We start from the raw sequence: 20,495 nt of genomic DNA on the forward strand, positions 1-20,495 counted from the left end.
CGCTGATTCGGTGCTGAGCGCGGGCGCAAAGACTGTCCGGCGTCACCAGCGACCATCGGAAGGACACCTCATGACATCGGAGATTACCGGATTCGACTACCGCCGCATCGCCGTCGGCGACGGGGTCGAACTCAACGTCGCGGTGGGCGGTGCGGGCCGTCCGATCGTGCTGCTGCACGGCTTCCCGCAGACCCACCTGATGTGGCGGCACGTCGCGGCCGACCTGGCGGCCGATCACACCGTCATCTGCCCTGACCTGCGCGGTTACGGCGACAGCGACAAGCCGGCCGAGACCGGCGGCGTGTACTCGAAGCGCACCATGGCCGCGGATGTCGTCGCCGTGGCCCGGGCGCTCGGCCACGAACGATTCGCGGTGGCGGGGCACGACCGCGGCGCGTTCGTCGCCATCCGGGCCGGTCTGGATCACCCCGAGGCCGTCACCCACCTCGCCTCGCTCGACGTGCTGCCGCTGCTCGACACGTGGGACGTCATGCACGGGGTGACGGCCGCGGTCGGGTTCCATCTCTTTCTGATGGCGCAGCCGCCGGGCCTGCCCGAGGCGATGATCGCCGCCACGTCCGACGACTTCTTCGGGTACTTCCTCGATGCGTGGACGCGGGATCCGGCCGCCATCCCGCCGGCGATCCGCGAGGTCTATCTGCGTGCGTGCGCGGCGGCGGTGCCCAGCATCGTCGCCGACTATCGGGCTTCGGCCGGCATCGACCTCGAACACGATCGCGCCGATCGTGCCGCGGGCAACCTGCTCCGTATGCCGGTGGCGGTCCTGCAACAGGATTGGGGCGCTGCGCTCGGCTTCGACGCCGAAGCACTGTGGCGCGCTTGGGCTCCCGACCTGCAGCACACCACCGTGAGCTGCGGTCACTTCATGGCCGAAGAGTCGCCGGCCACCGTCACCGCGGCCCTGCGCGCGTTGCTGACCCGCTGACCCGCGGCGAGGTCCGCGCGCCGGGCGCGGACCTCGCCGGGCACTAGAGGAAATCGAACAGCGGCGGGAACACCAGCACCACGACCCAGGCCCAGATGAGGTACACCGCAAGGTATCTCGTCTGCCAGCGTTCCAGTCGCGCGAACGTCTGCTTGCGCCGCAGGAACCCGAACAGCAGCCAGGCCGACCAGGCGAGGTTGGTCAGCAGGATGACGTTCTCGCCGAGCGCCGCGATCTTGTTGGGGGTGGAACCGTATTCGGTGATGCGGCCGGTGATGGCGGCGAGCACCAGCACATCGATGATCAAGGCACTGACCACCAACGCCAATTGCAGCCTGTCGAACAATCCCGGCGCGGCTTCGGGATCCCGGGCGGAGATGGCGTAGAGCAGCAACCCGAGCACGACGACCAACAGCAGGTCGAACAGGATCAGCACGTCGCGATCCACATCGATCCCGGTGCTGCTCAACCCGATTCCGATCAGCAGCGCCAGCAGCGCGACCGTGAACAGCGGCGTGAACACCCTGGTGAGCACCGGCGCCATGTTCTCGACCACGCTCTGCTTCGCCTCCACCAGCCAGGCCGCGACGACGACCGCGGCGACGGCGCCGCACGGCATCAGCCACATCGAGACGAAGTCCTCGGCGTCGACACCGATGGCGTTGAAAGTGCCGACGGTGAACGCCGTCAGCACGCCACCGCCCAGCGCGATGAGCACGAAGTAGACGAACCATTCGCCGGTGAAGCGGATGAAATCCATTCGCCTGCGGTCCGACCGCCAGTCGCCGCCCATATACGCGACGCCGGTCACCAGCCACAGTGCCAGCGGCAGGTGAATGGCGGTGAGTACCAACGACTGTGACGAACTGTCCAACGGATAGGCGTTCGCGCCGACCGCGCCGATCACGAACACCAGTGCCAGTACCGCGACGATGCGCGGATCGAGCCGGCGCCGGATCGCGAAATACGCTGCGAGCGGCGCGAGTCCGAACAGCGCGATATTTCTGGCATAGAGTTCCGGGTTCTCGTCGAAGCCCGCGCCGAACAGGGACGGCACTTTGATGGCGACCGCGGCGGCCGCCGCGCACCCCACCATGGTGAGCAGTGTCGTCCGGTCTCCCGTCGCGGTCGGTGAGTCCGAATCAGGCGTCAGCACAAGCTGTTTCCACAATCGCCCCGAGTGCTCGCGGGCGAATTCCCGGGACAGTTCGTCTTGGCTGCCCATCCGCTTCACCGCGACGAGGAATCCTTCGTCCGGTTTCAGGCCGAGACCGGTCAGCTCGGTGATGGTGCTGCGCAGGTGGTCTTCCAGCTCGTCGGTGTCGGTCGTGGCCACCGCCCGCCTGCGCCGCATGTAGCCGCGCCACTGCGCGATCTGCGCTTCGAGTTCGCTGTCCGCGCTCATGGTTACGCCTCCGCCGGACGTGCGGTCATCGGTCCCTGGGCCAGCTGCCAGATCCCGTCGAGGGCCTCGACCACCGCCGCCCACTGCCGTCGATGCTGGACCAGTTCCCGGCGTCCCTGCTCGGTGATGCGGTAGTACTTCCGCCGTCGGCCGCCCTCGGGTGTGTCCCAGAACGATTCGATGTGCTCGATTCGTTCCAGCCGGTGTAGCAGCGGGTACAGCAACCCGTCACTCCACTCCAGCTCCCCGCCGGACAGCTCGCTGATCTGCTTCAGGATCGCGTACCCGTAGCTCTCCTGCCGCGCCAAGATGCCCAGTACCAGCGGCGTCGCCGAGGCCGCCACCAAATCCTTGGGTATGTGCACGCCACCCACCTCCTAACCCTAGATCTGCTAGGGATAGTAGCTCTAGGTATGACGCCGCGCCAGGAATTGTCCCGGCGCGGCGTCGGAGGTGGGGTCAGGAGTGGTAGCGCAGGATGGGTTGGCCGGTGCCGGTGGTGATCAGTTGCGGCAGGCTGGTGGTGATGTAGAAGGTCCAGCCGCGCGAGCAGGACTCGAAGCATTCGGATTCGGCGTTCAGGCCCTCGTGGGTGAAGTTCAGCGTGGTGCCGCCGGGGGTGGGGACGAGGTCGAAGACGACATGGGTGTCGGTCCACTCGTGCTGGTCATCGACGAAGGTGAGGCACGAATCCACGACGTGCCAGACCATCCGCCGGCCGGGCACGACCTCGGTGATCCGGAATCGGCTGAAGCGGATGCCCTTCTTCTCCTTGACGGTTTCCCCCGCGTACGCGAAGTCGTCGTTGAAGATGAACTCGTCGTGCAATGCGGCGGTATCGCCGATGATGTTCGCGTTCCACCAGCCGCGCACATCGGTGATGGCGGCGAAGACCTCGTCCGGCGTCCGGTCGACGGACATGGTGGCGGTCATGTGCTCGGTGTTCGACATTGTCTTACCTCTCTTATCGGGTGGTTTCGCCCCACCGACGAAGGAGGTCGCGCCGGATCGACATCGGCGCGAAAAAAGTTCCGAAATCTTTTGCGGCGGTCTCAGAGCGTGCGCAGCCGGTCGGCCAGGTAACGGCGTTCCGCGCTGGTCGGAGCCAGTTTCAGGGCCGCCTCATAGGCGATGGCGGCCTCCGCGGCGCGGCCGTCCCGGCGCAGCAGATCGGCTCTGGCGGCGGGCAGCAGGTAGTAGCCGTCCAGCCGACCGGACGCGTCGATCTCCTCGATGAGGGCGAGCCCGGCCGGGATGTCGTCCGCCATCGCCACCGCCACCGCGCGATTGAGGTCGACCACCGGTGACGGCGCCAGCCGGGCGAGTTCGCCGTAGAGCGCCGCGATCTGCGGCCAATCGGTGGCCGCCGCGTCGGGTGCGGTCGCGTGGCAGGCGGCGATCGCGGCCTGCACCTGATACGGCCCTGGTCGCCGGGCAGCCAAGGCTTCGTCCAGTGTCCGCACGCCCTCGGCGATCAGCGCGTGATCCCACCCGGACCGGTCCTGGTGTTCGAGCGTGACCAGCATTCCGTCGTCGGTGCGTTGCGCGCGCCGCGCCTCGAGCAGCAGCATCAGGGCGAGCAGTCCGCGCGCCTCCGGCTCGGTGGGCAGCAACCGGACCAGGACCCGGGTCAGGTAGATGCCCTCGGCGGTCAGTCCGCGGTGACCGTCCGCGTCGTCGTAGCCCTCGTTGAAGATCAGATAGAGCACCGCGAGGACGGCGGCGAGCCGCTGCGGGAGCAACTCCGCGGGCGGAACCCGGTACGGGATACCGGCTTCGACGATCTTGCGTTTGGCCCGGACCAGGCGCTGCGCCATCGTGGACTCGGCGGTCAGAAAGGCCTTCGCGATCTCCGCGGTGGTCAGGCCGATCAGCGTGCGCAGGGTGAGGGCGACCCGGGCCGGAAACGGCAGCGCCGGATGGCAACAGGTGAAGATCAACCGCAACCGCTCGTCGGGCACTGCTTCCGGGTGCGGTTCGAGCGGATCCCTGGCCAGCACCGCGAGCTCGCGCACCTTCGTGGCTGTCGCGGTGTTGCGCCGGAGCCGGTCCGTCGCGCGATTGCGCGCCGTCGTGGTGAGCCAGGCCCCCGGGCGGCTCGGGATCCCGTCGCGCGGCCAGGTGGTCAGCGCCGTGGCGAACGCGTCCTGCGCGCAGTCCTCGGCGAGATCCCAGTCCCCGGTCCAGCCGATGAGCGTGGCCACCACCTGGCCCCACTCGTCGCGGTAAGCCGCGGCAACCGCGGCCCGAACTTCTTGCGGCGCAGTCATTCCCACACGGGGCGGACCTCGATGCAGCCCCGGCTCGCGTACGGGTGCAGCGCCGCCAGTTCGATCGCCTCGTCCAGATCCGCGCATTCGATGATGTCGATGCCGCCGATGAAATCCTTCGTTTCGGCGAACGGGCCGTCGGACACCAGCGTTTCGCCCTCGCGCACCCGCACGGTCGTCGCAGTCGCCACCGGTCGCAGCCGCGCGCCGCCCAGGCTGCGACCGCGCCGCGCGACCTCCGCCGAGAAGGCCTGATGCGCCGGATCCGCCGCGATCTCGGCCATGCTCGGCGCGGAGCTCTCGTCGTCGCAGATCAGCAACACATATTTCATGTCCTCAATATGCCCGACCCGCCCGGTTCCAGCGTCGGAAGACGTGGATCAATCCTCGATGGTGATCGACAGGTGCGGCTTGGCGCTGTCGCCCGGGGCGGCGACCCGATCCCAGACCGCGTCGATCAGCGGGGCCAGCAAGAGCTCGCCGAGCTGGCGCACCAGGATCGCGATCACCTGTGTGGATTCGCGCCGCCGGGTGGAGGCGAGCCCGGCCTCGCGCAGCGAAACCACTTCGGAGCGAACGAGTTCCACCAGTCGCTCCAGGAATTGTGACTGCGCGGGCTCCGGTTCGAGAAGGGCCCGGCGCAGATAGTTCACCACGGCGGGATTCTCCCGCAGCATCTCCCGCACCGCCTCGTCGCGCGCGGACGCCACCTCGGCGGGCGTGCCGCTGCCCGGAATCGAGTGCACGGCCTGATAGAAGTACTCGCCGACCAGCTGGTCCACCGCGTCGCGTAGCCCCGCTTTGGTCTTGAAATGATGCTGGACCAGGCCGAGGGTGACACCGGCCTCGGCGGCGATGGCGCGCAGCGAGACCCGGGATTCGCCGTACTGGGCGAACAGATCCATGGCCGCGTTGCGGATGCGCGCCTTGGCGGTCAGGTCATCGTTGGTTGCCCGTGGGTTCAGCATCAGCTCTCGGTTCGTCGACTGTCCGCAGATCTTACGTCGGGTAATGGCACCGGCTGCCCGCTCCGCCACGCGGCGGCGCGTGTGGTGTGAAGTCGGCCACTGACATAGATGCGAGTACAACCGACAGGGTTACGATACACATGTATCGTGCCGGGAAACGGCTGTCGCGATGACGCAACTCCCTCGATCGGAAAGTAGAGAGAACAACGATGTCCGCACTCTTCCCCGACTACCGCCCCACCTGGGAAACCGATCAGCATCGTGAACTGCGCAAGCACGCCGCCGAGTTCTTCCGCAAAGAGATCGTGCCGAACCGTGAGCGCTGGACCGAGCAGCACATGGTCGACCGCGAGTTCTGGAACCAGGCCGGTGCGGCCGGCCTGCTCGGCCTGGACCTGCCGGAGGAATTCGGCGGCGCGGGCGGCGATTTCGGCTTGCAGGCCGTGGTGCAGGAAGAGTTGGTCTACGCGCACGACAACGGCTTCGGCTTCTCGGTGCACTCGCCGATCGTGTCGCACTACATCTACACCTACGGCAACGAAGAACAGCGTCAGCGCTGGCTGCCCGGCATCATCAGCGGCGAGTTGGTGCTGGCCATCGCCATGACCGAGCCCGGCACCGGATCTGACTTGCAATCGGTGCGCACCACCGCGATTCGCGAGGGTGATCACTACGTCATCAACGGCTCGAAGACGTTCATTTCCAACGGCACCCACTGCGATCTGCTGGTGATCATCGCCAAGACCGATCCGTCGCAAGGCGCGGCCGGAGTCTCGCTCATCGTCGCCGAAACCAAGGATCTGCCCGGCTTCGAACGGGGCCGGGTGCTGGCGAAAATGGGGCAGCACGCCCAGGACACCCGTGAGCTGTTCTTCTCCGATATGCGGGTGCCGGTCGCGAATCTCCTTGGCGCGCAAGAGGGCCTGGGCTTCTACCAGCTGATGGAGCAGCTCGCCCGGGAGCGGTTGATCATCGCCAGTCTGTGCTCGGCGCTGGCCGAGGCGGCGGTGCTAGAGGCGTTGCGCTACTCTAAGGAGCGCGAGGCCTTCGGGCGGCCCATCGGCAAGTTCCAGCACAACGCGTTCACCCTCGCCGAGTGCAAGACCGAGGCGCTGGCCATCAAAACCCTTGTCGACCACGCGATTCAGCAGTACATCGACGGGAAGAACGATCCGGCCACCGCGTCGATGGCCAAGCTGTTCGCGGCCGAGACCTGCGACAAGGTGGTGGATCGCTGCCTGCAGCTGTTCGGCGGCTACGGCTACATGATGGAGTACCCGATCGCCGCCATGTACACCGGTTCCCGGGTGAACCGTATCTACGGCGGCACCAGCGAAATCATGAAGGAAATCATCTCGCGGTCGCTGTGACGCGCCCCGGCTCCGCATCAGACATCGAAGGGATCTCGGCATGACCACCGAGGCATACGTTTTCGAGGCCATCCGTACCCCGCGCGGCAAGGGCAAGCGCACCGGCTCGCTGCACGAGGTCAAGCCGATCTCCCTGGTGGTGGGCCTGATCGAGGAGCTGCGCGTGCGGTTTCCCGACCTCGACGAGAACCGGATCTCCGACGTGGTGCTCGGCTGCGTCACGCCGATCGGTGATCAGGGCATGGATATCGCCCGCACGGCGGTGAATCTGGCCGGGCTGCCCGACACGGTCGGCGGCGTGCAGATCAACCGGTTCTGCGGTTCGGGACTCTCGGCGGTCGGGATGGCCGCCGCCAGTGTGCGTTCCGGTTTCGAGGAGCTGGTCATCACGGGTGGCGTGGAGTCCATGTCCCGGGTCGAAATGGGCAGCGACCGTGGGGCGATGGCCTACGACGCGGCCACCGCCTACGACAACTACTTCGTCCCGCAGGGTGTGGCGTGCGATCTGCTCGCCACCATCGAGGGGTACTCGCGCGGAGAAGTGGACGAGTTCGCGGTGCGCTCGCAGCAGCGCGCGGCGGCGGCGTGGGACGGCGGGTACTTCGCCAAATCGGTGGTGCCGGTGCGCGATCAGAACGGCGTCACGATTCTCGATCGGGATGAGCATGTGCGCAGCGACACCACCGTCGCCGACCTGGGCAAGCTGGTGCCCGCGTTCGCGGGCATCGGCGAGTTCGGTGGCTTCGATGCCGTTGCCGCGCAGAAGTATCCGTTCGTGGAGCAGGTGAACCATGTGCACACCGGCGGCAACAGCTCCGGCATCGTGGACGGCGCCGCGCTCGTTCTCGTCGGTAGCAAGGCCGCGGGTGAGGCGAGCGGCCTGGTGCCACGGGCGCGGATCGTCTCCTACGTCACCAGCGGCGCAGACCCGGTGCTCATGTTCGAAGGCCCGATTCCGGCGGTGGACAAGGCCCTTGCGCTCGCGGGGTTGACCGTCGACCAGATCGATGTGTTCGAGATGAACGAGGCATTCGCCGCGGTCGCCCTGAAGGTGCAGCGGCACTTCGGGATTCCCGACGACAAGTACAACGTCAACGGCGGCGCCATCGCCATGGGCCACCCGCTCGGCGCGACCGGCGCCATCCTGGTCGGCACCGTGCTCGACGAGCTCGAGCGCAGTAACGGCCGCTACGGCTTGATCACACTCTGCGTCGCCGGCGGCATGGGTGTCGCCGCCATCATCGAGAGGGTCTGAACCCATGTCCGAGAACACGATTCGCTGGGACCGGGATGCGGACGGCATCGTCACGCTGACCCTGGACGCACCGGACCACCAGGCCAACACCATCACCGATGCTTTCCGGTCGTCGCTCACCGCGGCGCTGGACCGGATCGACGCGGAATCCGACGACATCAGCGGTGTCGTCCTCACCTCGGCCAAGAAGACCTTCTTCGCGGGCATGGACCTGAATGTCCTGCTGGAACAGCTCGTTCCGGCCGAGCCCGCCGAGATACTGGCGATCACTACCGAATTCAAGAGCCAGCTGCGCCGCTTGGAGACGATCGGCAAGCCGGTGGTGGCGGCGATCAACGGGGCGGCCCTCGGCGGCGGCCTCGAACTGGCGCTGGCCACCCATCATCGGATCGCGGCGGAGGTGCGTGGCAACCAGATCGGCTTGCCCGAGGTGCTGCTCGGTGTGTTGCCCGGCGCGGGCGGTATCGGTCGCGCGGTGCGGTTGCTCGGTATCCAGAACGCGCTCATGCAGGTGCTGCTCACCGGCGCGCGGATGACTCCGGCCAAAGCGCTGAAGGTCGGATTGGTCGACGAAATCGTCGGCAGCGTCGAGGAATTGGTGCCTGCCGCCAAGGCATGGATCCAGGCCAACCCGGACAAGAACGCCCAGCCCTGGGATGTGCAGGGCTACAAGCTTCCCGGCGGCTCCCCGGCCACGCCGGCGTTCGCCGCCAATCTGCCCGCGTTCCCGGCGAACCTGCGCAAACAGCTCAAGGGCAACAATCAGATGCCCGCCCCGCGCGCCATCATGGCCGCCGCGCTGGAGGGCGCACAGGTCGACTTCGACACCGCCCAGAAGATCGAATCGCGCTACTTCGTTTCCCTGGTGAAAAGCCAGGTGGCCCGGAATATGATCCAGGCGTTCTTCTTCGACCTGCAACAGGTCGAGCGCGGCGCGGCCCGGCCCGCCGGCATCGAGCAGCAGCCGATCAAGAAGGTCGGCGTTCTCGGTGCGGGCATGATGGGCGCGGGCATCGCCTACGTCACCGCCAAAGCCGGCATCGAGGTAGTGCTGAAAGACATTTCGCTCGAAGCGGCCGAGAAGGGCAAGACCTATTCGGCCAACCTCGAAGCCAAAGCACTGGCCAAAGGCCGTACCACCGAAGCGAAGTCGAAGTCCCTGCTGGACCGCATCACCCCGACCGCCGACGCCGCCGATTTCGCCGGCGTGGACTTCGTCGTCGAGGCGGTCTTCGAGAACCCTGAGCTGAAGCACAAGGTGTTCCAGGAGATCGAGGGCATCGTCGAGCCCGGCGCGGTCCTCGGCTCCAACACCTCGTCGCTGCCCATCACCGGCCTGGCCGAGGGGGTGCAGCGTCCCGCCGACTTCATCGGCATCCACTTCTTCTCACCGGTCGAATCCATGCAGCCGATCGAGATCATCAGGGGCGAAAAGACTTCCGACGCCGCCCTGGCCCGCGCGATCGACTACACCCTGGCGATCAAGAAGTACCCGATCGTCGTCAACGACGGCCGCGGCTTCTTCACCACCCGCGTGTTCTCCATGTGGCTGCTCGAGGCCATGACCATGCTCGCCGAGGGCATCGACCCCGCCATCATCGAACAGGCCGGTTTCCAAGCCGGCTACCCGGCCGCCCCCTTACAGGTCGCCGACGAACTGTCCTTCGGCACCATCCGCAAGATCATGGACGAATCCATCGCCGCAGCCGAAACCGAAGGTCGCACCCTCGCCGAATCCATCCCCACCGCCCGCGAGGTCATCGTGACCCTCATGGACCGCTTCGACCGCAACGGAAAGCTCGCCGGCGCAGGCTTCTACGACTACACCGACGGCAAACGCACCGGCCTGTGGGACACCCTGCGCACCGAATTCCACACCACCCGCGAACTTTCCGTCCCTTTCACCGACCTCCAAGACCGCCTGATGTTCATCCAAGCCCTCGAAACCCAGAAGTGCTTCGACGAGGGCGTCATCTCCGCCGACCCCGACGCCAACATAGGCTCCATCTTCGGCATCGGCTTTCCGGCCTGGACCGGCGGGGTGCGCCAGTTCATCCAGGGGTATCCGGGTGGGCGTTCTGAATTCCTCACCCGCACAGAGGCGTTGGCCGACCGCTACGGTGCGCGGTTCCGTGCACCAGAAAGCCTGCGGACCGAATAGAGGTCACGCGCCCAGCGCGCTCACCCGCGGCGGAAAACGGTGCTGCGGTGCCACGCAAAGTACGGTTCCGAACCGACTTTGTGTGCACCGCAGGCCAAACCCATCAGCGCTGCCAGACGGTCACGAACCGCGGGTGTGGTCGCCGCGTCGCTGATCAGCAACTGGCCGCTGTCGTCGACAGAGACCCATCCGTCCTCATACAGCGCGTCACAACCGAAGGTGCACGCGAGCATCGCCACGTTGGACAGGTCGCGGCGTTCGTCGGGCGTGCAATGCTGCCGTTTCTTGATGTGCGCGGCAACCAGTAGTCCCGTCGGGAACTCGTGTCCGCAGAGTGCACAGACACCGGTCTTGCCTGGACCACACAGGATTCGACGAAGTCGTGCCTGCTCGCGTCGAATCTTGACGCGGGCATGGCCGTCGGTCTCGCCCACCGGTGCTTCGGCCACGAGCGCGGCCCCCGACCGGGAGAGGTCGGTCGCGAGTTGCTCGGCGTCGGACGCAGCGTAGTCCGGGACGGTGATGCGCAACAGCACCCGTTTGCGGTTGTTGCCCTCCTTTTTCGAGGCCGATGTGAGCCCGACCCGCCCTTGCGCCCGAGTGAGGTCGAGCCGCAATCGGGCGATGTCGGAGACGTTCGCCATCGCGATCGGACTGCTGATCAGCTGACGTTCAGTAGCTTCGAGTCTGGTCGCGTTCGCCGACACGACTTCCGCCCCCGACATCACTGCCTCCAGCTCACGCAACCGCCCGAGCAACAGTTCGAACAGCGGCACGTAGTCGCTGTTGCGCGGTAAGTCGCTACCGATGACCCGGCCACCGGCACTCTCGATGATCAGCGAGAACGCATCCCCGTCGGCCACCACCGAGAACTCAGCATTGAGCTGCTTGCCATCAGCCCCCTCAGCACGACGGCGCACGGCCCGTCCGATGGCAACGGAATCTTCGATGACGCTGCTGGAGGCGTCGACTGCTTCCATACCGCGGACTGTAGACCGTCGCACCGACACCGCCAGGCCCGTCGGCGATGCAAGCGCCTAGCCACGTCCCGATGGGACAATATCTCCCAATCTTGGGGTCATGGATTCGGTGCCCGCCTCTGGCATGGTGGTCGGCATGCGAAATGTATGGAGATCATTTGCAGCCTCCGCCGCGGCGTTGGTTGTGGTCGGGGTGGTGGCAGGCAACGCGAATGCCGAAGGCATGTTCATCGGCGAGTATCAGACTCACGGGGAGTGCGTGCGCGAGGGGGAAAAGTGGCAAGCGTGGTACGGCAGCTCCGACACCCGGCCTGACTGCGTCTACGGTCAGCAGGGCAGCGGCTGGCAACTGTGGATCCGCTCGATCTAAGGGGACTCGCCTGCGAATGACCAGGCAGGCGACATGATTCGGTCGAGCTACCGGCGATGGTAACCGCGGGGGTTTGGGGGAGCCATCATGCGAAACGAGTACATGGCGTGTCAGCGATGCTGTCACGCCATGTCCGCTATTCGGCGGGGCAAGCCGTTCGCTGTGCCCTCGGCAGGGCACGAAAGCGTGGGAACGGGCCTGACCAGTATTTTCTTGGTGGAAGAAGACTGGTGATCAAAGCCGATTTTGCCCTGAGCAACGGTAGGCGCCAGGAGGCTATCCGCCTTCTAGCATGAGTACCGTCCAGGGCAGCGGATGCTCTATTCCTGCTGCTGTGCGGCCCACCATTTCGTGACCTCCTACAACACATCGGCTTGGCGGCGTGCAAGGATCTCGCCCTCGCCGCCGTCGACGATCAGGTATTCGAACTCCGCCGTTGGTCCGATTTCAGACTTCATCGGCTGATCCGCAGACGGGCTCCGCGATCATCGATAGGTGTCCTTCAATCGGTGTGCGTTCAGACCGACTCCTCCCGGTGATCTTCGACCACGGGTCCACTGATCCAAGGTCGAGCGGGGCGGTGCCAGTTGGCAACGGGCCTTCGTTACACACAGAAACGGATATTCGGTCCTTGCGCCGCGATTGTTTAACCCTGAAACTCCCGGATGGCGTTGGCGAGGGGTTCCGGGTCAAAATCCTGGACGTGGCCAGGGATCCACGACAGCCGTAACCCATTGCTGGCTGCGTGGTCAGACAGATTGAGGGCCGCCAGTACATGGCTGGGCGTGTACGAAGCGCTGGTGCACGCCGAGCCCGTCGAAACAGCGGCAATATTCTTAAGCCGTACTATCAGCGCTTCCGCGTCGACCGCGTCAAAAGAGACATTGACGATGTGGGGAACAGTGTGATCAGGGTCGCCATTCAGGTGATAGCGAGTACGCGACAGCGCATCGAGAAGACGGAGACGAAACGCTTGAGCCGAGGCCATCCACTTCTCGTTGTCGTCAGCGACAATTTCGGCGGCTTTGCCTAGGCCAGCGATCAACGGAACGGGCAGAGTTCCCGGTCGCAGCCCCTGCTCTTGGCCTCCGCCGTACATCAACGGGGTCAACGGGACCTGGTCAAAGTCGCGTTCACGAAGGAGTAGCGCGCCGATCCCTTTGGGGGCGCCGATCTTATGGCCACTGATGCTGATCATGTCGATAGGGCCAACAAGGTCTGCAGTGAGCTTGCCGAAGCCCTGTGCAGCATCAACGTGGAAGTAGGTAGGCGTCGCACGTAGAAGATCGGCAAGCTCAGCAACCGGTTGGATCGTGCCGATCTCGTTGTTTACGTGCATCAATGAAACCAACAGCGTGTCAGGCCTCAGCCTTTGGGCAACTGCTTCCGCACTGATTCGCCCGCCGGGTTCGGGTTGTACGAGATCGATGTCGAAGCCCTGGGACTCAAGGTGGGCAAGGGGCTCCAGGACAGCTTTGTGCTCGATGGCCGAGGCGATAATATGCCGTCGATCAGTCGCGATGCCATGGGGAGCAAGGCCGAGGATAGCGATGTTGTTGCTCTCGGTAGCACCGCTGGTGAAGATGAGCTCGTCAGGCCCGGCGTTGAGTTGTCCGGCCAACAACTCCCTCACCTGTCCTACCTCCCGTTTTGCTCGTGTGCCGTACTCATGGGTTCGACTGCCAGCGTTGCCGAAGTCTTCGGTCATCCAGTGCAGTACCACGTCGGCGACGCTTGGGGCGACAGGTGAGGTGGCAGCGGCGTCCAGGTACGGGAGCATGCACGCAACTGTACGTGCCGAACGCCGTCAGTGGCACGTACAGCAATCGCGAAGGTACGTGTCCGCCGTGCGTTAGGGTACGTGCGTGAACACACGTACGCCTCTGGCGGTGAAGACAGCCACGTCGAGTGGTTTCGAATACGTTTTCCCAGCCATTCGCGGTGTGCAGGCCGGACGCGAGTACTACGTGTCGATGTGTCCGCTACGCCTGATCCCCAAGATCTTCTTGTTCGACGACGAGGAGCTGCCCGCGGAGGTCCGAGCGCAGCGAGTGCTCAATAAGGGCAGACTTCCCGCCCTGGTCCGCTACCTAGTGGACAATCACGACGACTACGTATTCAGCGCGCTGACCGCGTCGATCGACGGCGACATGTGCTTCGAGAGCATCACCGATGCAGGTACTGGCATGCGTGCCGGCCAGATCCGAATCCCTATGGCTGCACGGTTCCTCATAAATGACGGCCAGCACAGGCGTGCGGCAATCGAGTTAGCCCTGCGAGAGAACCCAGATCTTGGTGACGATACGATTGCCGTGGTGTTCTTCCACGATGCAGGTCTGCAGCGCTGTCAACAGATGTTCGCTGATCTCAATCGTCACGCCGTCCGCCCAGACCGTTCGCTGAGTGTGCTGTACGACCAGCGGGACAGCGTGGCGTATCTGACTCGCCTGCTGGCGTTCCAGTCACCAGTCTTCAAAGGGCATGTCGAGCTGGAGACCAGCACACTGTCGGCGCGATCTCGGAAGCTGTTCACCCTCAGCGCTCTTCATACCGGCAACCTGTCACTGTTGGCGGGGCTGGACCTAGACCAAGATGCCGCTCGACAAGTGGTCGAGCAGTTCTGGCAAAGTGTCGATGCACTGATCCCGGAGTGGGCGCTGGTCCGCGAACGCAAGCTGGCCGCTCCGGAGGTGCGCCGTGATTTCATACACAGCCACAGTCTTGCGTTGCATGCCATCGGGGAGGTCGGCAACCATCTGTTACGAGAGTCGCTCGAACCAGATGAGTGGAGTTCGCGGCTGGCTCCACTAGGCCAAGTGGACTGGACCCGTTCCAACTCTGACTGGAACGGAAGAGCAATCATAGGCGGCCGCGTTTCGAAGGGCCGTCAAAATGTCGTAGCCACAGTGGAATATCTCTGTCAGCGCCTCGACTTATCCATGGATGCGCTGGCACCCGCCACATCCGACGCCGACGAACGAGGAGACCGATGACTATCTCGGCGACACCCGCACCGTTTCAAGGGCGCACTCTCACTGAGGTTGTCGACGAGCTGACCGCCGAGATCCGTGAACTGTATACGGCCGATCAAGTGCCTTGGGTGGTCGGCTACAGCGGTGGAAAGGACTCCACCGCAGTCCTTCAGCTCGTCTGGCTTGCGTTGAAGGACCTGCCTGAGGATCAGCGCACCAAGCCCGTGCACGTGATCAGTACAGACACGCTCGTGGAGAACCCTGTCGTAGCAAGTTGGGTTGCCGCCTCGTTGGACACGATGCGCTCAAGCGCCGCTAGCCAAGGATTGCCGGTCGATTCGCACCGGTTGACACCCCAGGTCAAAGACACATTCTGGGTGGGACTGATCGGCCGTGGCTACCCAGCACCGCGACCGAAGTTCCGATGGTGCACTGAGCGATTGAAGATCAAGCCATCTAACGCGTTTATCCGAAGTGTCGTGCGTCAGCACGGCGAAGCGATCCTCGTGCTGGGAATCCGTAAGCAGGAAAGTGCAGTTCGAGCGCGCGTGATGGCGAAGCATGAAAAACGACGGGTTCGAGATCGTCTGTCGCCCAACGGAAATTTGCCAAACTCTCTGGTGTACAGCCCGATCGAGGACTGGGACACCGACGAGGTGTGGATGTTCTTGATGCAGTACGCCAATCCGTGGGGCGTCTCAAATAAAGATCTCTTAACGATGTACCAGGGCGCCTCGGCCGATTCCGAGTGCCCGCTCGTCGTAGACAGCACAACCCCCTCTTGTGGGGATAGCCGCTTCGGTTGCTGGACGTGCACGCTCGTCGAACAAGACAAATCCATGGCCGCGATGGTGCATAACAGCGCCGAGCATAAATGGATGAAACCGCTGCTGGATTTACGTAACAATCTGGATAACCCCGATGACAAAGAGGATCGGGAATACCGGAAAATGAACGGCACGATTCAGCTTTTCAAAGACAAAATTGTACACGGACCATACACCCAGAAGGCCCGTGAGAAGTGGCTGCGGGAGCTTCTCAAGGCTCAAACGAAAGTTCGCAAGCGTGCACCAGAAGGTTTGCGAAACATCGAATTGATCTCGATGGACGAATTGCATGAGGTTCGCCGAATCTGGATCTTCGAAAAACATGAGGTTGAAGATATTCTGCCAAAAATTTACGAGGACGAGACCGGCGAGAAATTCCCAGGAAAACCTCTCGACGCGTATCTGACGCTGGGTGCAGACGAGATGGAATTGCTGCGTGAGCTTTGTGAGGACGATGACACTCATTTCACGACCATGAGGGAGCTCCTGTCTGTGGAACGCCGATATCGCACAATGTCACGACGGTCAGGGCTGTTCGAGGCGCTGGAAAAGGTCGTGCGCAAAGGTTACTTTGCCGATGCAGACGATGCACTCGACTACGCACGTAACCGGGATCGGCTGCGCATGGAGAACCGTGACCGACCACAGTTACGCGCTGAAGCCCAGCAGCTGCTTCCGTTGATGGAGGTGAACGCCGATGCTTCTGCATAGCTTGAAGCTGCAGGATTTCGGCGCTTATCGCGGTACTCAGTCAATCGAACTGGCCACTACTGATCAGCGCCCAATCGTGCTAATCGGCGGTCTCAATGGATGCGGGAAAACTACGCTGCTCGATGCTATCCAACTAGCGTTGTATGGTAGTCGCGCGCGGTGTAGCGGCCGCGGCAATCTGGCCTATGAGACGTATCTGCGGCAGTCAATCAATCGCGAGGCCGACCCTGCAGACGGAGCTGGATTGACAATCGAGTTCTCCACAATCGTCGACGGAGAGCCCCGCATTTTTGAGGTTTCGCGGCAGTGGCGAGTGACCGGTAAGTCCGTTCGGGAGTTTGTCGCCGTTTTGGTCGATGGCGTTTACAGTAAGGTTTCTAGCGAAGGATGGGCCGATCACGTCGAGGACATCCTGTCGTTGGAGGTTGCTTCGCTATTCTTCTTCGACGGCGAAAAGATCGAAACATTGGCTGACCCCGATCGGGCCTCGTCGGTCATCGAATCAGCTGTCCACTCCCTTCTGGGTGTCAATGCGGTGGAGCAGCTTCGTACCGACTTGCTGGCTTTGCAGCGTCGCCAACGCCGGACCGACGAAGATGACAAGAGGACTCTTGAGCGCATCGCAGAGTTGCAGCGCGAGCGTGACGCTGCCGAGAGCGATTCGGACAGGGCTTATCAGGAAGCTGGATCCGTACGGGCGCAACTGAGCTCGGCGAAAGCCCGACTCACCAAGGCGAACAATGCCTTTGTCAAGGAAGGCGGCGAACTGTTCCGGCGGCGCACGGAACTCGAACTAACGCACACAGAGACCAAGAACAAGCTGAAGGCTGTTGAAGACGAGCTGCGCGGCCTTGCCGCCGGCGCGTTGCCATTGGCATTGTTGACCTCTCAGATCGAGGCTGTCCGCATGCAGGCAAGCCGCGAACAAGAGTCGGCCAACGCCGCGCAGGTGGGAGAGGTACTTGCTCACCGGGACAAATGGCTGCTCGAACTGCTCGGGGAGACACTACCCACCACGGAACTGACCTCACTGCGCCGAAAACTCAGCACCGATCGGAAGAAGCGTAGCGATCTCGCTGCTGTAGATCCTGTACTTCGATTGTCGAAAGAAGCATTCGACGAACTCGCCACAGTCGATCGGATCCTCGATCACGAGCACACTCAAGCTAGCAACTTACTTGCACAGCAAGAAGATCTGGCACGAAATCTTGAGGACTTGGCGCGCCAACTGACTGGGGTCCCAGATGAAAAAGCAGTCGCAGACGTGTTGAACGCCCGCGACGACGCCATGCGCAATATCGCCACACTGGAGTCGAAGGAACGCGCGCTCACCGACACCCACGCTCGTAGCAGGCATCGTCTAGAGCAGCTTGACACCGAACTCGACCGTGCCCACAAAGCTCGAGTCGAGGCTCTTCTCAAGACAGAGGACACCACCCGTATCATCAGCTACTCCGAACGCGCCCGTGCGACCCTGGAACAGTTCGGGGACGCGCTGCTCAAGCGCCACATCAGCCGTCTGGAAGTAGCGATGCTGGACAGCTTCACCCAGCTGATGCGGAAAGATCGCCTTGTGCAAGACCTTCGGATAGATACCGAACAGTTCACACTCACCCTCATCGGCGCAGACGGCGAACCGATGCCCTCGGCACGGTTGAGCGCCGGTGAGCGTCAACTGTTGGCAATCGCACTCCTGTGGGGCCTGGCGCGCGTCGCCGGCAACCAACTACCGACCGTCATCGATACACCTCTTGGTCGGCTCGACAGTCGGCACCGTGAGCACCTCGTCGAACGCTATTTCCCTCATGTGAGTCACCAAGTGCTGCTGTTGTCGACCGATGAAGAGATCGACGAGTACCTACTGAGCAAACTGGAGCCAGCGGTTGCCCATACCTACACCCTGGTACACGACGACCAAGAGCTCATAACCCGAATCGAACCCGGGTACTGGTGGAACGCAGGAGCGAGCCATGTCGCCTAATACAGTGCGCCTGTCCCAGCCTGCCAAAGATCAACTCGTCAAAGTCAAACGCACTACCGGCATCGTGAACTGGAATGTCCTGTGCCGCTGGGCATTAGCGCTATCGCTTCAGGACCCAACTACACCACTTGTTCGCGAGGTTAACACCGATTCCAACGTCGAAATGACCTGGAAGGTGTTCGGCGGCAAACACAGCGATCTGTATCTGGCATTGTTGAAGGCCCGCTGCGCCGGCGACGGCCTGCCTGATACAGAAGAAGCGCTGAGTCAGGTGCTAACTGTGCACCTACACCGCGGGATCGGGTATCTTGCCGGACGTGATGACCTTGCCACGATAAGCGGGCTCGTCGGCCTGGCGATGGCTCAGCAGCCGGCTCCCACCGGATAGCGAAATAGGCTGTCACGCAGGATCATTCACCCATTACGCACCAGAGCGGTGGACCACAAGGTTATCTTCATCCGTCAGGAGGCCCCCGTCAGGGTCGGCCTCCTGACGGGGCCGGGTGAGAGCTGACAGGCACCGATATCCAGCCCAACCCACTTATCGGGGCTGCTGCAGGATCGAGTGACGGAGGTTATGCAGCTTGCCGGGCCGCTGGGGACATGATGATCTCGAATTCGATCGGGGTCAACCGGCCGTGTCGGGCCTAGCGGCGCCCACGATGGTAGGTGCGCTCCGATCCAGGTGACAATCGCGATCCGCAACTGTTCGCGGGTGTCCCAGCGCTGCCAGTACAGCACGTTGCGTTGCAGCAGGCTGAAAAGGCTTTCCATCGCGGCGTTGTCGCCGGCCGCAGCGACGCGGCCCATGGAATCCGACCATGCGGTAACGGTTGAGCGCGTGAACGAAGCTCCTTGAACAAAACCGGCTTCCGCGGTCGGTGTGCAGAATGCAGCCGGTGACATCTCCGCGGCGGGCGACGGCATTGTTCACCGCGGTGACCGCGAGTCGCGACTTTCATCCTCGAATCGATCGAGTAACCGATGATCCGGTTTGAGAAAACATCCTTGACCGCACACAAATACCGCTTGCCTTCACTGAGTCCAGGTTTTCGGTAAGGGACTGCCCCGAGTTCGGTTGACTCGCGGGGTGGGTGTTTCAGGCCGCGAGTGCGGACTGATCGATTGTCTCAAACTCGATTGGTGTCCGGCGGCCGAGTCGGCGTTGCCGTCGATGGCGGTGGTAGGTCCGTTCGATCCGGATGACGATGGCGATGCGCAGCTCCTCTCGGGTCGCCCAGTGCCGAGGGTCGAGGACGTTGCGTTGCAGCAGCGCGACGAACCATTCCATCGCGGCGTTGTCACCGCATGTCCCAACTCGCCTCATCGACCCTCGTAATCCGGTGGCCAACAAAACCATCCACGAACTGTCGAGAACGAATTGACTGCCTCTGACCGAGTAGACCACGGTGGCGACCGGTGCGCGCATCGCGACCGTGTTGCGCAGAGCCGCGACCGCCAGGGCTGCGGTAATGCGCTCGTCGATCGAGTAGCCGACGCCCCGATTGGAACGGCAGCCCTTGATCGCGCAAAGATGGAGCTTCCTTTCCTCTGTTCGATGTTCGGTGATACCGGTGAGCCACAATCGATTCGGGGCTGCCACGGTGAACGCGCGAGCGACGAGATCGTCATGGACGGGCGGGCCCGCACGCCTGTTGAGCCCGCGTTTGCGGGCGAATATCTACCAGATCTGCTGCTGCTAGCACAGTCGCCGCACCCAATTTTCACCCGCACGGATGCCGCGATCACCGAGCTCGTCGGCGATGAAGCGGTAGCCGAACGCGGGGTCGTCGGCATGGATGCCGAGGGCAGCATCGATCAGATGGGCATCATCCCTATCACGCTGTGAGACAGGCGGCTTCCACTGTAGAACGCTTGTGGAGTGAATCCGAGCACCCGGCAGTCCAGTTCGAGGACCAGGAGGTCCGTTTGCGCAGTTAACGCAGCTCCGCGGACTCTTCCTCGGTCAGGCCGGGCTTGTTCCCGTCCTCGATGTCGGCTTCTTTGAGCCAGTTGTGAAGGCACGCTTCTGAGATCCCGAAATCCCTGGCGACCTGCTTCATCGGCGCGTTGCCCTTGCGGGCGACCGCGACGACATCACGGCGAAACTCCTCCGGATACGGCTTGGGCATGGTGGACATCCTTCCAGCGAGGACGAAGTCCTCACGGATCAGGAACCAACCACACCGGGAGCAGTCCCTTCTGAGGTTCGTGCTGGCTTATACGAACACCCGGAACGTATCGGGACACTGAAGAGATGGAACGCGACTCTTGCGGCC

General features: G+C 63.4%; 17 protein-coding genes and 2 pseudogenes. 9 read left to right on the forward strand and 10 right to left on the reverse strand.

Annotation, left to right across the window (positions count from 1 at the left end; genetic code table 11):
• Positions 1–70: 70 nt before the first annotated feature.
• Positions 71–946 (forward strand): alpha/beta fold hydrolase, encoded by an 876-nt coding sequence (locus O3I_RS03950; protein WP_014981601.1) that lies wholly within the window; start codon positions 71–73, stop codon positions 944–946.
• Between the two features lie 43 nt (positions 947–989).
• On the opposite strand, the gene O3I_RS03955 is transcribed toward O3I_RS03950, so the two are convergent.
• The 6 genes from O3I_RS03955 to O3I_RS03980 form a co-directional block, all read right to left on the reverse strand.
• Complete coding sequence (locus O3I_RS03955) at positions 990–2,351, reverse strand: permease prefix domain 1-containing protein (RefSeq protein ID WP_014981602.1); 1,362 nt, start codon at positions 2,349–2,351, stop codon at positions 990–992.
• Positions 2,352–2,353: 2 nt separating this feature from the next.
• The gene (locus tag O3I_RS03960; RefSeq protein ID WP_014981603.1) at positions 2,354–2,716 is read right to left on the reverse strand and encodes a PadR family transcriptional regulator; all 363 of its coding nucleotides are present in this window, start codon (positions 2,714–2,716) and stop codon (positions 2,354–2,356) included.
• Positions 2,717–2,810: 94 nt separating this feature from the next.
• Positions 2,811–3,302: an SRPBCC family protein gene (locus O3I_RS03965; protein ID WP_014981604.1), complete on the reverse strand. Its 492-nt coding sequence runs from the start codon at positions 3,300–3,302 to the stop codon at positions 2,811–2,813.
• A 101-nt stretch (positions 3,303–3,403) separates the two neighbouring features.
• Positions 3,404–4,621 (reverse strand): RNA polymerase sigma factor, encoded by a 1,218-nt coding sequence (locus O3I_RS03970; protein ID WP_014981605.1) that lies wholly within the window; start codon positions 4,619–4,621, stop codon positions 3,404–3,406.
• Entirely contained in the window at positions 4,618–4,953 is a 336-nt protein-coding gene (locus tag O3I_RS03975) for a YciI family protein (protein WP_014981606.1), read from the reverse strand. Before O3I_RS03975 ends, O3I_RS03970 begins: the two co-directional genes overlap by 4 nt.
• 48 nt (positions 4,954–5,001) lie before the next feature.
• Positions 5,002–5,589, reverse strand: coding sequence for a TetR/AcrR family transcriptional regulator (locus tag O3I_RS03980; protein ID WP_014981607.1), 588 nt, complete (start codon positions 5,587–5,589; stop codon positions 5,002–5,004).
• Positions 5,590–5,798: 209 nt separating this feature from the next.
• Here O3I_RS03980 and O3I_RS03985 point away from each other — a divergent pair, with 209 nt between their 5' ends.
• From O3I_RS03985 to O3I_RS03995, 3 genes are read left to right on the forward strand one after another with little or no spacing between them, the layout of a single operon-like run.
• Positions 5,799–6,959: an acyl-CoA dehydrogenase family protein gene (locus O3I_RS03985; RefSeq protein ID WP_014981608.1), complete on the forward strand. Its 1,161-nt coding sequence runs from the start codon at positions 5,799–5,801 to the stop codon at positions 6,957–6,959.
• A gap of 40 nt (positions 6,960–6,999) precedes the next feature.
• Complete coding sequence (locus O3I_RS03990; RefSeq protein ID WP_014981609.1) at positions 7,000–8,214, forward strand: acetyl-CoA C-acetyltransferase; 1,215 nt, start codon at positions 7,000–7,002, stop codon at positions 8,212–8,214.
• A gap of 4 nt (positions 8,215–8,218) precedes the next feature.
• Complete coding sequence (locus O3I_RS03995; RefSeq protein ID WP_014981610.1) at positions 8,219–10,375, forward strand: 3-hydroxyacyl-CoA dehydrogenase NAD-binding domain-containing protein; 2,157 nt, start codon at positions 8,219–8,221, stop codon at positions 10,373–10,375.
• Positions 10,376–10,395: 20 nt separating this feature from the next.
• Here O3I_RS03995 and O3I_RS42360 read toward each other — a convergent pair whose 3' ends face one another.
• On the reverse strand, positions 10,396–11,355 hold the full coding sequence (locus O3I_RS42360; RefSeq protein ID WP_014981611.1) for an HNH endonuclease: 960 nt from the start codon (positions 11,353–11,355) through the stop codon (positions 10,396–10,398).
• A 100-nt stretch (positions 11,356–11,455) separates the two neighbouring features.
• On the opposite strand from O3I_RS42360, the gene O3I_RS04005 reads away from it, so the two are divergent.
• Positions 11,456–11,725, forward strand: coding sequence for a hypothetical protein (locus O3I_RS04005; RefSeq protein ID WP_141691819.1), 270 nt, complete (start codon positions 11,456–11,458; stop codon positions 11,723–11,725).
• Positions 11,726–12,371: 646 nt separating this feature from the next.
• Here the strand turns inward: O3I_RS04005 and dndA are convergent.
• Positions 12,372–13,505 (reverse strand): cysteine desulfurase DndA, encoded by a 1,134-nt coding sequence (gene dndA / locus O3I_RS04010; protein ID WP_041562403.1) that lies wholly within the window; start codon positions 13,503–13,505, stop codon positions 12,372–12,374.
• A gap of 85 nt (positions 13,506–13,590) precedes the next feature.
• On the opposite strand from dndA, the gene dndB reads away from it, so the two are divergent.
• Genes dndB through dndE form a run of 4 tightly spaced genes read left to right on the forward strand, consistent with a single transcriptional unit; the run spans position 13,591 to position 18,604 of the window.
• Positions 13,591–14,718, forward strand: coding sequence for a DNA sulfur modification protein DndB (gene dndB / locus O3I_RS04015; RefSeq protein ID WP_051066476.1), 1,128 nt, complete (start codon positions 13,591–13,593; stop codon positions 14,716–14,718).
• Positions 14,715–16,235 carry a DNA phosphorothioation system sulfurtransferase DndC gene (dndC, locus tag O3I_RS04020; protein WP_051066477.1) on the forward strand — a complete coding sequence of 507 codons (1,521 nt, stop codon included), beginning with the start codon at positions 14,715–14,717 and terminating at the stop codon, positions 16,233–16,235. Before dndB ends, dndC begins: the two co-directional genes overlap by 4 nt.
• On the forward strand, positions 16,222–18,216 hold the full coding sequence (gene dndD, locus O3I_RS04025) for a DNA sulfur modification protein DndD (protein ID WP_041562404.1): 1,995 nt from the start codon (positions 16,222–16,224) through the stop codon (positions 18,214–18,216). The genes dndC and dndD overlap by 14 nt, the downstream gene beginning before the upstream one ends.
• Entirely contained in the window at positions 18,206–18,604 is a 399-nt protein-coding gene (gene dndE / locus O3I_RS04030) for a DNA sulfur modification protein DndE (RefSeq protein WP_041562405.1), read from the forward strand. Before dndD ends, dndE begins: the two co-directional genes overlap by 11 nt.
• Before the next feature lie 187 nt (positions 18,605–18,791).
• On the opposite strand, the pseudogene O3I_RS46195 reads toward dndE, so the two are convergent.
• Together O3I_RS46195 and O3I_RS04035 are read right to left on the reverse strand one after the other, a co-directional pair.
• Positions 18,792–19,253 (reverse strand): annotated as a pseudogene (locus O3I_RS46195) (transposase); the annotation flags it as partial.
• A gap of 62 nt (positions 19,254–19,315) precedes the next feature.
• Positions 19,316–20,348: pseudogene (locus tag O3I_RS04035) on the reverse strand (IS3 family transposase).
• Positions 20,349–20,495: the final 147 nt, after the last annotated feature.

The organism is Nocardia brasiliensis ATCC 700358 (genome assembly GCF_000250675.2).
Taxonomy (GTDB): Bacteria; Actinomycetota; Actinomycetes; order Mycobacteriales; family Mycobacteriaceae; genus Nocardia; species Nocardia brasiliensis_B.